The sequence below is a fragment of the Methyloceanibacter sp. genome (assembly GCF_041573655.1).
Lineage (GTDB): Bacteria > Pseudomonadota > Alphaproteobacteria > Rhizobiales > Methyloligellaceae > Methyloceanibacter.
In genome coordinates, this window is record NZ_JBFFQD010000008.1 from 58890 (window position 1) to 71582 (window position 12693).

Annotated in this window: 9 protein-coding genes and 1 rRNA gene; 7 read left to right on the forward strand and 3 right to left on the reverse strand. The window is 62.4% G+C overall.

Annotation, left to right across the window (positions count from 1 at the left end):
* Positions 1 to 13 precede the first annotated feature (13 nt).
* From prfA to clpB, 4 genes are all read left to right on the forward strand, one after another.
* A complete protein-coding gene (prfA, locus tag ABY454_RS03555; RefSeq protein ID WP_372928796.1) occupies positions 14 to 1102 on the forward strand; it encodes a peptide chain release factor 1 in 1089 nt (362 codons plus the stop codon).
* Positions 1102 to 1968 carry a peptide chain release factor N(5)-glutamine methyltransferase gene (gene prmC / locus ABY454_RS03560; protein ID WP_372928797.1) on the forward strand — a complete coding sequence of 289 codons (867 nt, stop codon included), beginning with the start codon at positions 1102 to 1104 and terminating at the stop codon, positions 1966 to 1968. Before prfA ends, prmC begins: the two co-directional genes overlap by 1 nt.
* Before the next feature lie 409 nt (positions 1969 to 2377).
* The gene (locus ABY454_RS03565; protein ID WP_372928798.1) at positions 2378 to 2908 is read left to right on the forward strand and encodes a DUF4167 domain-containing protein; all 531 of its coding nucleotides are present in this window, start codon (positions 2378 to 2380) and stop codon (positions 2906 to 2908) included.
* Between the two features lie 231 nt (positions 2909 to 3139).
* Entirely contained in the window at positions 3140 to 5743 is a 2604-nt protein-coding gene (gene clpB / locus ABY454_RS03570) for an ATP-dependent chaperone ClpB (RefSeq protein ID WP_372928799.1), read from the forward strand.
* 46 nt (positions 5744 to 5789) lie between these two features.
* On the opposite strand, the gene ABY454_RS03575 is transcribed toward clpB, so the two are convergent.
* Both ABY454_RS03575 and ABY454_RS03580 read right to left on the reverse strand, forming a co-directional pair.
* Positions 5790 to 7355 (reverse strand): cation acetate symporter, encoded by a 1566-nt coding sequence (locus ABY454_RS03575; protein WP_372928800.1) that lies wholly within the window; start codon positions 7353 to 7355, stop codon positions 5790 to 5792.
* Entirely contained in the window at positions 7352 to 7792 is a 441-nt protein-coding gene (locus tag ABY454_RS03580) for a DUF485 domain-containing protein (protein WP_372928801.1), read from the reverse strand. Before ABY454_RS03580 ends, ABY454_RS03575 begins: the two co-directional genes overlap by 4 nt.
* Positions 7793 to 7939: 147 nt before the next feature.
* Here ABY454_RS03580 and ABY454_RS03585 point away from each other — a divergent pair, with 147 nt between their 5' ends.
* Together ABY454_RS03585 and ABY454_RS03590 are read left to right on the forward strand one after the other, a co-directional pair.
* Positions 7940 to 8380, forward strand: a complete 441-nt coding sequence (locus ABY454_RS03585) for a hypothetical protein (RefSeq protein WP_372928802.1) — start codon at positions 7940 to 7942, stop codon at positions 8378 to 8380.
* 67 nt (positions 8381 to 8447) lie between these two features.
* Complete coding sequence (locus ABY454_RS03590; protein ID WP_372928803.1) at positions 8448 to 8984, forward strand: flavodoxin domain-containing protein; 537 nt, start codon at positions 8448 to 8450, stop codon at positions 8982 to 8984.
* 94 nt (positions 8985 to 9078) lie between these two features.
* On the opposite strand, the gene ABY454_RS03595 is transcribed toward ABY454_RS03590, so the two are convergent.
* Positions 9079 to 11094: a peptidoglycan DD-metalloendopeptidase family protein gene (locus ABY454_RS03595; RefSeq protein WP_372928804.1), complete on the reverse strand. Its 2016-nt coding sequence runs from the start codon at positions 11092 to 11094 to the stop codon at positions 9079 to 9081.
* Positions 11095 to 11910: 816 nt separating this feature from the next.
* On the opposite strand from ABY454_RS03595, the gene ABY454_RS03600 reads away from it, so the two are divergent.
* Positions 11911 to 12693 (forward strand): 16S ribosomal RNA (locus ABY454_RS03600); the annotation flags it as partial.

A 12693-nucleotide genomic window follows, 5' to 3' on the forward strand; every position in this document is an offset into this window, starting at 1 on the left:
CCATTTCTGCTCCATGACCACGATTCCTGCCGAGAAGCTCGACAAGCTCGTCGCCCGTTGGGAGGCCGTGCAAGGCAGTCTTGCCTCCGGCGCCGATCAGGAGAGCTATGTCCAGCTGTCCCGCGAATTCGCCGAGCTCGATCCCATCGTCGCCACGATCAACGCGTTGCGTGCGGCGTTAGCTGAGCGGGCGGGGTTGCAGGAGATTCTCGACGACCGCTCTTCGGACCCGGACATGACGGCGCTTGCCGAGGACGAAATCGGCGGGCTCGCCGAGAAGATCGAGACGCTCGAGCATGAACTTAAGGTGCAGCTCCTGCCCAAGGACGCCGCCGACGACAAGAGCGCGATCCTGGAAGTGCGTGCCGGAACCGGCGGCGACGAAGCGGCACTATTCGCCGGCGATCTGTTCCGCATGTATCAGCGCTATGCGGACCGGCATGGATGGAAGGTCAACATCATGTCGGCGAGCGAGTCGGCGACGGGTGGCTATAAAGAGATCATCGCCAATATCACTGGCAAGGGCGTGTTCGCGCGGATGAAGTACGAATCCGGTGTGCATCGGGTGCAACGCGTGCCGGAAACGGAGGCGCAAGGGCGCATTCATACGTCAGCTGCGACCGTGGCCGTGTTGCCCGAAGCCGAGGACGTCGACGTGCAGATCGACGAGAAGGATTTGCGCATCGATGTGTTCCGGGCGAGTGGCCCCGGCGGGCAGTCGGTCAACACGACGGACAGCGCGGTCAGGATCACGCACCTTCCCACCGGTCTCATTGTCACCCAGCAGGACGAGAAGTCTCAACACAAGAACAAAGCCAAGGCGATGAAGGTTCTGCGTGCGCGCCTCTACGATGCCGAGCGCGAGAAGCTTGACGCGGAGCGGGCGCAGGACCGGCGCAGTCAGATCGGCTCCGGCGACCGATCTCAGCGCATCCGCACCTATAACTTCCCGCAAGGCCGGGTGACCGACCACCGCATCGGGCTGACCACGCATCAGCTCCAGTTGGTGCTGCAAGGCGAGCCTGCGCTCGACGAAGTCGTCGATGCGCTGATCACCGAGGATCAGACCAGCCAGCTCGCCGCCATGGAGCAAGAGTCGTGATGGTATCGATCGATGCGGTCCGTAACGAAACGGCCCGTACATTGCGCGCGGCGGGTATCGACAGCCCTGCGCTCGATGCGCGGCTTCTTCTTTGCGAAGCTGTGGGCGTGACCCATGAGGCGCTGGTGGCGCGCGGGCGCGAGGACCTTCCGCCGCATGCCGCGGAGCGGCTGTCCGGATATCTCGCCCGGCGTCTTGGCGGCGAGCCCGTGTCGCGGATAAAAGGCAAACGCGAATTCTACGGCCGCGACTTTTTGATCGATACGCACACGCTCGATCCGCGCCCTGATACCGAGACGCTTATCACCGCGGCGCTCGATCTCGTGGCGCGCGAGGGCCGGACCGGGAGCCCGCTCAGCGTGCTCGATCTCGGGACCGGCTCGGGATGCATCTTGCTGACGCTGCTGGCCGAGTTGCCGGAGGCTCAAGGCCTCGGCACGGATATCGCGCCGGGCGCGCTTGAGGTTGCCGCCCGGAACGCAAGCTGTCTTGGGCTTGAACTCCGCGCGCGGTTCCTGGGCACTAGCTGGCTCGAGGGGCTCAAGGGCGGCTTCGATCTCATCGTGTCCAACCCGCCTTATATCGCGCGAGGCGAGATTGGAGGGCTGGCCCGCGAGGTGGCGGTCCACGACCCTATGGCGGCGCTCGACGGCGGCGCGGACGGCCTCGATGCCTACCGGACCATAGCGGCCAGAGTCGGGGATTTCCTGAGCCCTGGCGGGCACCTGCTGGTGGAAATCGGGGCCGGGCAAGCCGAGCCGGTTAGTCGGATTTTCCATCACTCGGGGCTTGGTATTGATAGGGAGGGCATATTGTCCGATCTGGCCGGGCGCCCCCGCTGCGTCCTTGCCAGGAGCCCGTTTTGAGGGGTCTCCGAAGGGCCGGAATGCCCAAAAATAAGCTTGGAAAACCCAGATGTTCGGGCTAGTTTCGAACCAGCGAAATGAATGTGCGGCCTGCGTGAGCGGATATTTTAGCGCGGCCGGTTCATGGCAACTGTAGCGGATAACTCGTGAACCTCGATTGACAGGCCTTCGCCTCTCGGGTTGTTCAAGAGTCGCTCAATCGCCCATCAGATTCGGTTGGCTGGCGCTGGCCAAGAGGTGCAAGACGCCTAGCGCTGTGAGCCAGCCCAAGACAAGGCAGCAATAAAGAACCGTTGTATCGACTGTGGCCGAATTGGCGTTCCAGGCGCTTGCCGGGAGCTTTGGCGGCAGTCTTGGGAGCTAGTAGGGAAGGACGCGGCTAGAGCCGCCAATCAGGTGAAATAGGCTTATGAGGCAAGGACAGCAGAATCGCAGGGGCCGCGGCCGTGGCCGCAAGCCCCAGAACCCACTGTCACGGAACTACGAGTCGAACGGACCCGATGTGAAAATCCGCGGGACCGCGTCACACATCGCCGAGAAATACATGTCACTTGCGCGCGATGCGCTCGCGTCCGGCGACATGGTCACCGCCGAGAGCTACCTCCAGCACGCGGAGCACTATAACCGCATCATCATGGCGGCTCAGTCGCAGATGACCCCTCAGACCGGGGACCAGCCCAATGGCGGCGGTCGGCAGCGCGCCAACCCTGAGACGTCCGAAGGGGGAGGCGCCGAGCAGCAGCAACAGCAGCAACAGCCGCCGCAGCCCGAGACGGCCCAAGCCACGGACGCTGCCAGCCCAGCCCGTTCGGAAGAACGTGGCCGTGGCCGTGGCCGCGGGGGCAACGGCGCCGAGGGCGTCCAGGATGCCAATGGTGCGGAGCCAGTCGAGACCGAGGCTGGCGGCGAAGACAAGAGTGCGCCAGACCCGGTGAGCTAAGCTCCTCTTTCCCAAGATTTCTTCAGACGAACGTTTGGACGGTGATGCAGCCGAGCCGCCGGGCCGCTTGCGCTTTGTGCTGCCTCAAGGCGCGCTCCCCTTTTTTGCGGACGCTGGCGCGCTATATGTCCGTTAACATGCCGCTGGTATGACGCTCGACCAACGGTTCCCGCCACCGACCCATAGTTCCAGGCACACCCTCACACCTCGCCGCTCCGAAGAGGGACGATCATGGATTTTGAAAAGCTTTCCGACCGTCTGAAGGGATTTTTGCAGGCTGCGCAGACCATTGCACTACGCGATGGCAATCCGCAGATCACGCCCGAGCATTTGCTCAAGGCGCTGCTCGACGACGAAGAAGGTATGGCCGCCGGCCTGATCGCTCGCGCAGGCGGCGATCCCAAGACGGCGCTGGCCCGCACCGATGCCGCGCTCGCCAAGCTGCCCAAAGTGTCCGGCTCCGGCGCCACCCAGCCGCAGATGACGCCGGGCTTGGCGCGCGTGCTCGACCAGGCCGAGAAGATTGCCACCAAGGCGGGCGACAGTTTCATCACCGTGGAACGTGCGCTCCAGGCGCTCGCCATGACCAAGGAAGGCGAGACCGCCGATATTCTCAAAGATGCCGGGGTCACGCCGCAAAGCCTGAACGAGACCATCAACGATCTGCGCAAGGGGCGCACCGCTGACAGCGCCGGCGCCGAGCAGCAATACGACGCGCTCAAGAAATACACGCGAGATTTCACCGAGGCCGCCGAAAAGGGTGAGATGGACCCGGTGATCGGCCGCGACGAGGAGATCCGCCGCACCATCCAAGTGCTGTCGCGGCGCACGAAGAACAACCCCGTGCTGATTGGCGAACCCGGCGTTGGCAAGACCGCCATCGTCGAAGGCCTGGCGCAGCGCATCGTCAAAGGCGACGTGCCGGACAGCCTGAAGGACAAGAAGGTGCTGTCGCTCGACATGGGCGCGCTGATCGCTGGCGCCAAATATCGCGGCGAGTTTGAGGAGCGCCTCAAGGCCGTGCTGTCCGAGATCGAAGCGTCGGAAGGACAGATCGTCCTCTTTATCGACGAGATGCATACGCTGGTCGGCGCCGGCAAAGCCGACGGCGCCATGGACGCCTCCAACCTGCTGAAACCGGCATTGGCGCGCGGTCAACTGCATTGCGTCGGCGCCACCACGCTCGATGAGTACCGCAAACATGTAGAGAAGGACGCGGCGCTCGCCCGGCGCTTCCAGCCCGTCTTCGTGCCGGAGCCCACGGTGGAGGACACCATCTCCATTCTGCGCGGCTTGAAGGAAAAGTATGAGCTGCATCACGGCGTACGTATCAGTGATGCCGCGCTGGTCACCGCGGCGACCTTATCGAACCGCTACATCACAGACCGCTTTCTCCCCGACAAGGCCATCGACCTCGTGGATGAGGCGGCCAGCCGCCTGCGCATGCAGGTGGACTCCAAACCCGAGGAGCTCGACGAGCTCGATCGGCGTCTCATGCAGCTAAAGATCGAGCGCGAGGCCCTGAAGAAGGAGACCGACAACGCCTCCAAGGACCGTCTCGAAAAGCTCGAGAAGGAAATCGTCAATCTGGAAGAGAGCGCCAATGTGCTTTCCCAGCGCTGGCAGGAAGAGAAAGACAAGCTCGGGGCGGCGCAGAAGATCAAGGAAGACCTCGACCATGCGCGCATCGAGCTGGACAAGGCGCAGCGCGACGGCGACCTGACCAAGGCGGGCGAGCTGGCCTATGGCGTGATCCCCGATTTGGAAGCGAAGCTTGCCAACATCGAAGAGGAAGAGGGCAAGGCCGGGAGCCTCGCCCAAGAAGTCGTCGAGCCCGACATGATCGCAGCTGTCGTGTCGCGCTGGACCGGCATTCCCGTCGACAAGATGCTCGAAGGCGAGCGCGAGAAGCTGCTTCAGATGGAGACCGAGATCGCCAAGCGCGTGGTCGGCCAGAAGGAGGCGGTGCAAGCCGTGTCCACTGCCGTGCGCCGCAGCCGCGCCGGCCTGCAAGACCCGAACCGGCCACTCGGCTCGTTCATGTTCTTAGGCCCCACGGGCGTCGGCAAGACGGAACTCTCCCGCGCGCTCGCCGAGTTTCTATTCGATGACGAGCACGCGATCCTGCGCGTCGACATGTCCGAATATATGGAGAAGCACGCGGTGGCCCGGCTCATCGGCGCGCCTCCCGGCTATGTCGGTTACGAAGAAGGCGGCGCGCTCACCGAAGCCGTGCGCCGGCGCCCCTACCAGGTCATTCTCTTCGACGAGATCGAGAAGGCGCATCCGGACGTGTTCAACGTCTTGCTGCAAGTGCTCGACGACGGCCGCTTGACGGACGGCCAGGGCCGCACGGTCGACTTCCGCAACACGCTGATCATCATGACGTCCAATCTGGGCTCGGAGTTCCTCGTCAACCAGAAGGAAGGCGAGGACTCAGATGCCGTGGAGGACCAGGTGATGGAGGTGGTGCGCGGGCATTTCCGGCCCGAATTCCTCAACCGCGTGGACGAGATCATCCTGTTCCATCGTCTAGCCAGAGAAGACATGGGCCAGATCGTCGACATCCAAATGAAGCGGCTGCTCAAGCTCCTCGCCGACCGCAAGATCACGCTGACGATCGACGACGACGCCAAGACCTGGCTCGGCAACAAGGGCTACGACCCGGCCTACGGGGCGAGACCCTTAAAGCGCGTGATCCAGAAATACGTGCAAGACCCGCTGGCCGAGCAGATCCTGGAAGGCAAGATCCGCGACGGCGCGACCGTCAAGGTCGGCGTCAAGGACGGCGGGCTGACGTTTAACGGTGAGGCGGCGGACGCGACGGGGGGTTAGGGGTTGGGGGAGCGTTGGTACGCTTGCTCGTACCGCGCAACGGAGCCTAAACAGCCTTCTCGGCGCCGAGGCCCGTATTGGCGCGCACGGAGAACTCGGCGAACTTTTCTTCCGCCGCTCTTTCGCGAGTGAGCAGGGTCGCCACGATGGCGGCGGCAAAGCCAAGCGGTACGGAGACGATGCCTGGATTGCGCAAGGGGAAGATCGGCTCGCCGGCGATCAGCGTCGTGCCGTCCGTGCCCATGATGCTTGGGCTGAGCAGGATTAGCGCGATCGAGCTGACCAGCCCGACGCCAAGTCCCCAACACGCGCCGGCCGTATCAAAACGCTTCCAGAAGAGAGCGAGCACCATCGGCGGCAGGTTGGCACTTGCCGCCACGGCAAACGCGAGCCCAACGAGAAAGGCGACATTGGTCGAGCGGAGGCCGATGGCGAGCAGAATAGCTGTTGCGCCCACGACGAACGCGGCGATGCGCGCCACGCGGACCTCTTCGCCGGGCGCGCGTTCGCGGCCGGCATGAATCACGTTCGTGTAGAAATCATGCGCGAAGCTGGTGCTGGCACTGATGGTGAGCCCTGCGACGACGGCAAGGATCGTGGCGAAGGCGACAGCGCTAATGAAGGCAAAGAAGATGTCGCCGCCGAGATGCTGGGCAAGGAGCGGCGCCGCCATGTTTTGATCGGGAATGTTCGCAGGCGTCAGCAGCGTGGCGGCGCCAAAACCGAAGAACGTCGTCATCAGGTAGAACGCGCCGATCGCGACCATCGCCCAGACCACGCTGAGCCGCGCGGTTCTCGCGTCGGGCACGGTGTAAAAGCGAATGAGGATGTGCGGCAGGCCGGCCGTCCCCAAGACAAGCGCGATGCCGAGCGAAATCAGATCGATAGCGCCCAGCGTGCCTTTGAAGGCAAGGCCCGGCTGCAGGAAGTTCTGCGTGACTTGCGCGCCCGTCTTCGGGTCGATCCAGGTGACGTGACTGACCGCTTCAAAGAAGCTACCGAAGCTGTAGCCGAACTGCGCCATCACCAGAATGCTCAGCATGACGGATCCGGCCAGGAGCAAAATGGCCTTGGTGATCTGGACCCAGGTCGTGGCCAGCATGCCGCCGAACACGACATAGATGATCATGAGCACGCCGACGCCAATCACGGCGAGCTCGTAGCTCACGCCCGGCAGCAGCAGCTTGACGAGGCTGCCGGCGCCGACCATTTGCGCGATCATGTAGAAGATGGTCACGGTCAGCGTGCTGAGCGCGGCCATGGCGCGCACCGGCCGCGCCTTCAAGCGATAGGCCAGCACGTCCGCCATGGTGAACTTGCCCGAGTTCCGCAACGGCTCGGCAACGATCAACAGAACCGTGAGGTAGGCGACCAGAAAGCCGACCGAGTACATAAAGCCGTCATAGCCTTTCAGCGCGATCATGCCGGCGATGCCGAGAAAGCTCGCCGCGCTCATATAGTCGCCGGCGATTGCCAACCCGTTCTGCCAGGCTTTGATGCGGCGTCCGGCCGCAAAGTAGGCGCTCGCCCCGCCAGAGCGCCGCGCCGACCACCACGTGATTAGAAGGGTGAACGCGACAAAGAGCAGAAAAAGCCAAATCGCCGTGGTCATGTGGTCTTGCTTCCCGAACTGACAAGAGCTTCGCGGCGGATCTTCGCGGCGAGCGCATCAAACCGCTTTGCGTGGCGCAAATAGGCGTAGGCGACGAGGCCGACCATGGCGAATTGGGAGAGCGCGAAGAGATAGGCGAGGTTTACCGGCCCAAGCCAGGACACCGTCCGCGACATCACTTCCGGAAAGAAACCGACCAGCACAAGGAGGGTAAAGTAGTAGGCGAGGAAGAAGATGGTCGCCGGGATGAGAAATCGTGCCCTCAAGTCGACTAGCGTCTTGAAGTCGTTCGTTGAGGCCACGCGGTCCCAATCGACCACGTCGATGTCTTCGTCCGCCGTTTGCTCGTGCGGTGGCGGGGCCTCGGTCCGGCCGACGCGCGTGACATCTGTTTCGGCGCTGACGGAGGTCGTCAGGTCCAAATCTTTTTTGCTCAACCCTTAATCCCTCCCGGTCCGCGTAGACGCGCTATCCGCGAATCTTCGTCGGGCGCTCCACAGGGCCTTCCAACATTTTCAGCAGCATAACAAGATTTTCCGGAGGTGCGCCGCGACCCCGGACGGAAATGCTGCTTCGCGCCCAGAGTGGACGCAGTCCCCTTTCTGATAAAGGTCAGGAGAACAAGGAAAAAGGAGCCGCAGCTCCAGCAAAATCACCCGTTCTTCTTGGCGCGGTGGCGATCAAAAAAACCAAAGGCAAGTGGGCTCGATCCCGAAGGGTTGGGAGGGAAATTGGCCGAAACCAAGAAACCCAATATCGGTCTAGCGCTGTCCGGTGGTGGCTTCCGCGCCACGCTGTTTCATCTTGGCCTTATCCGCTTTCTGCGCGATGCGGGGCTGCTCTCCAACGTCACCCAGCCGCCGAACGCCGTTGCATTGGGTACTTTCGAGCGCAAGCCGCGGCGGCTCTTGGGGACAAACGTATGGAGGAGTTCTGCCACAAGGAGCTCTCCCGCGCACCGTCCCCACCATCGTGACTTGAGGTGCGCTCCGCCGCTTGAGCAAGATCAAGGCGCGCTGCCGTGAAAGCCAGGTGAACTGACGGGCAGGCTTGGAGAAGCGAAGAAGAGCGGTTTGCCACTGGAGGGGCGGCATGAATGTTCTGATCGCCTACGGCACGACTGAGGGGCAAACGCGGAAGATTGCCGAGACGGCGGCGGCGCATCTGCGCGGCGCCGGTCATGAGGTCGCGCTCTATGATACCGCCGATCCCGGTCCCCCTGTAGAGCTCGACGGATTCGACGCGTCCGTTATCGCCGCGTCTGTTCATCAGGAGCAGCACCAGCCTGTGGTGAAGCGCTTCGCGGCCGCGCATTGCCAAAGCCTGAACTCGATGCCTTCCGCATTTTTATCAGTCAGCCTGTCGGCGGCGTTGGAGGAAACGCGTGGCGAAGCGCAAGCCTATGTAGACCGTTTCCTCGCGGTGACGGGATGGCAGCCGGCCATGACGCTCCTCCTCGGAGGCGCTCTGCGGTTCACCGAGTACGACTTCTTCCAAGAGCAGATCGTCAAGTTCATTGTCATGAAGCGCGGGGTCGTTTCGGAGACGGAGTCCGACCGCGAGTTCACGAACTGGGACGCTTTGTCCAGCTTTCTCGATGCGTTTCTAATGACGGCCGAGGCTCGTTGACGGGAGCTATCGCGCGCGCGGATGCTGCGGCTGGCTTGGGAATCGCAATGTAAAGGGTAGTGAAGAGGCGGGGACGGTGGGCTGACGTCCAGGCTTACTGGGTGTTGACCTGGGCGACGCGGCTGGTGACGGGATCGAGCTCCATGAGAGCTTCGACGCGGCGGCGCTCTTTCTGGAAGGCGGCGAGTTCGCGTCCTTCGAGCTGCAGGCCGCGCGGCACCGCGATGGTCATCGGGTTGACGAACTTGTTGTTGACCAGGACTTCGTAGTGAAGATGCGGGCCGGTGGAGCGGCCGGTCGAGCCGACAAAACCGATGATCTGGCCTTGCTTGACGCGGGCGCCGGGCTTGGAGCCGGGGGCGAAGCGCGTCATGTGGCCGTAGGCGGTGGCGAATCCGTTGGCGTGGCGGATGCGGATATAGTTGCCATAACCGCCGTGACGCTCTGCCATCTCGATCGTGCCGTCGCCGGCGGCGAGGATCGGGGTGCCTGAGGGCGCGGCCCAATCGACGCCGGTATGCATGCGGATGCGGCGCAGCAGCGGATGGCGGCGATTGCCGAAGCCGGAGGTGAAGCGGCCGCCCTTGACCGGATTGCGCATCAAGAACTTCTTCGCGCTCGAGCCGTTCTCGTCGTAGAAGTCGATCGTGTTGTCCGGCGTGCGGAAGCGGTAGAACTTGCGGGTCTCGCCGCCCACGGTCATTGAGGTGTAAAGCAACTCGCCCGCGTCGCTGCCGCTCACGCCTTCGCCGTCGAAGAACATCTCGAATGTGTCGCCGGAGCGGACCTTCTGCTTGAAGTCCACATCATAGGAGTGGACGCGCAGTAGCTTGACGATCGTATCGGCGGGTAGCTTCTGCTCCAGCGCGGCGGTGTAGAAGCTCTCATAGAGCGAGGCGCGGTCGGAGGCGGTGATGACGACCTCGTCCACGGGCGCCGTGGTGGAGGCGAGATAGTCGCCGTCGTGGTTGCGCGTCGTGGTGACGATGTGTCGGCTCTTGCGGTCGAAAACGCTGACGCGGACGACGTCCTTCGCCTCCGGATTGGCGGCGGACGGTACCAGCCGGAAATCGATCTTTTGGCTCGGCTTCAGGTCGTCGGGGCCGAACACGGCGTCGAGGCTGTCGATGATGGCGCTCGCCATCTCCTTGTCCGTGCCGGACTTCAGGAGCACGCCCATGAGATTGTCGCCCCGGCCGACCTTGACGATCTTGGTTTCGGCGCGGGCGATTTCCTTCTCGCTGAACTCCTCGTCCTCGTCCAACAGCTTCTGCATAACGGTGGTGTTGGGCAGCAGCCGGGGACGCTCCACCTCGTCGGGACGGTATGAGGCGAGTTGAAGATTGGCCTCGCCGCCGGACTCCCCAAGCGCGAGCGGCGATTCCGCATAGGCGAAGTTCTCAGCCGCCGAGGCGACCAGCCGGTCTACTTGCTCGGGCTCCAGCTCGATGTCGTCGGTCGGCGGCAGGAGACCGCCGGGGACGTCGACCACGTTGACCATAAGCGATTGGGTGGGATCGACCGCATCCTCGCCGCTGCCGATGGGCGTGGCGTCGGAGTAGAGCTTGAAGGGATTGAAGCGGGGGAGGTCGAGTGAGCCGTCGAGGGGGTCGGTGGCGAGGCCGGCGATGATGCGGAGGTAGGGCTTGATGGTGATGAATTCGCGGCTGCCTTGTCTCTCTACCACCGTGTCGTGAATGACGTATCGCTCGGCGAACCCTTTGGACGAGGCCTGAATGAGGTCTTCTTTGTCGCCGGAGACGCTCTGGGCGTCATGGGCGAGGCGGGCGCCGCGGATCGGCTGTAGGGCGGCGAGGCTGGCGCGCTTGATCGAGCTCATCATGCCCGAGCCGTCGGACATGTTCATGGAGGCATAGATGGCGACGCCGATGAGACAGACGCCAACCATGCCGGCCAGACACGTGCTGGCCATCCATTTCAGCCGACTGCCGGCGCCGTCATGGCTGGTCTCGCAGAAAAAGACGGGCGGAAGCTCGCGTTCGGTCTTGGGTGTTTCGCCGAGAAGAATGGTGGGGAGTCCACGAGGTCCCGCCGGCACGAGTGCCTGGCCGAGCTTACGGCGCGCAAATCCCCCACGGCGCTTAAACAATGCGCTAATCCCCCCGTCTACCGGTCGCCGCCTGCACGCCTATTTTTGGCGCCATTCCTGGCTTCCCTCAGGCGGACATAACCGAAGCGGTTATTGTCCCTGCGGCGTGGCTAGACTTGTGCCGATGGGTATTTTCCCTCTGACCCCGGCTCCCGTCATCCCTAGTAGGCCACAGTCTCCTGAGGCCTTGCAAGCGAGATGGGAGCGTCTTAGGTCCTGGTCAATCCCCCCGGCGGTTCATCGTAACCATGATCCCAATTTATGGTTACCACGCCGTTAACAACCGGAGAGTGACGGCGTATTCAGGCAGGAATGTGGCCTGATTGACACGGGCGCCCACAAAAGAAAAAGGGCTCCACAGGCTTTCCCCGGCTTGACATCGCACCGCGGAATCCCTAAATATCACAACAGCGCGGGTTGCTCCCACTTCTTGCGGGACGATGCGCGACCGCGCGACCCATCTGACAGATGCGGGGTTTATCCGGTTTCTTTTAATTCCGGAGCACACCTCTGCTGTCGTTGACTCCCAAGGGTGCTTTTGCTTCCATTGGGGGTTCGGAGGTGTGGCTTCGGCTGCGCTTCCACCGGCTCTTTGACATTGTAATACGAAGAAAGGGAAACGCGGACGGCGGAGTCCTTGCGTGCCGGTTCCTCTTAGGACCGGCGTCGAGACTCTGACGATACTGCGTTTTCAAGATGCCAATAGGCGTGTTGCACGTCACCTTCGGGTGGCGTCGTTTCATGCTTGTTGGGAACTCGTCAAAACGTAGCGATCACCTGGAAGATTCCATCCAGGACAGTTCAGAATCGAATTCTCAACCTAAGAGTTTGATCCTGGCTCAGAACGAACGCTGGCGGCAGGCCTAACACATGCAAGTCGAACGAGAAGCTATCCTTCGGGATAGTGGAAAGTGGCAGACGGGTGAGTAACGCGTGGGAACGTGCCTTTCGGTTCGGGATAACTCAGGGAAACTTGGGCTAATACCGAATACGCCCTTCGGGGGAAAGATTTATCGCCGAAAGATCGGCCCGCGTCGGATTAGCTTGTTGGTGAGGTAAAAGCTCACCAAGGCGACGATCCGTAGCTGGTCTGAGAGGATGATCAGCCACACTGGGACTGAGACACGGCCCAGACTCCTACGGGAGGCAGCAGTGGGGAATATTGGACAATGGGCGAAAGCCTGATCCAGCCATGCCGCGTGGGTGAAGAAGGCCCTAGGGTTGTAAACCCCTTTCAGCGGGGAAGATAATGACGGTACCCGCAGAAGAAGCCCCGGCTAACTCCGTGCCAGCAGCCGCGGTAATACGGAGGGGGCTAGCGTTGTTCGGAATTACTGGGCGTAAAGCGCGCGTAGGCGGACTTTCAAGTCAGGGGTGAAATCCCGAGGCTCAACCTCGGAACTGCCTCTAAAACTCCTGGTCTTGAGTTCGAGAGAGGTGAGTGGAATTCCAAGTGTAGAGGTGAAATTCGTAGATATTTGGAGGAACACCAGTGGCGAAGGCGGCTCACTGGCTCGATACTGACGCTGAGGTGCGAAAGTGTGGGGAGCAAACAGGATTAGATACCCTGGTAGTCCACACCGTAAACGATGAATGCCA

Bases quoted from the DNA above. Each gene is read 5' to 3' on its own strand.
- ABY454_RS03565 (WP_372928798.1), top strand. From the start codon at position 2,378: ATGAGGCAAGGACAGCAGAATCGCAGGGGCCGCGGCCGTGGCCGCAAG.
- clpB (WP_372928799.1), top strand. From the start codon at position 3,140: ATGGATTTTGAAAAGCTTTCCGACCGTCTGAAGGGATTTTTGCAGGCT.
- ABY454_RS03590 (WP_372928803.1), top strand. From the start codon at position 8,448: ATGAATGTTCTGATCGCCTACGGCACGACTGAGGGGCAAACGCGGAAG.
- ABY454_RS03575 (WP_372928800.1), bottom strand. From the start codon at position 7,355: ATGACCACGGCGATTTGGCTTTTTCTGCTCTTTGTCGCGTTCACCCTT.
- prmC (WP_372928797.1), top strand. From the start codon at position 1,102: ATGGTATCGATCGATGCGGTCCGTAACGAAACGGCCCGTACATTGCGC.
- prfA (WP_372928796.1), top strand. From the start codon at position 14: ATGACCACGATTCCTGCCGAGAAGCTCGACAAGCTCGTCGCCCGTTGG.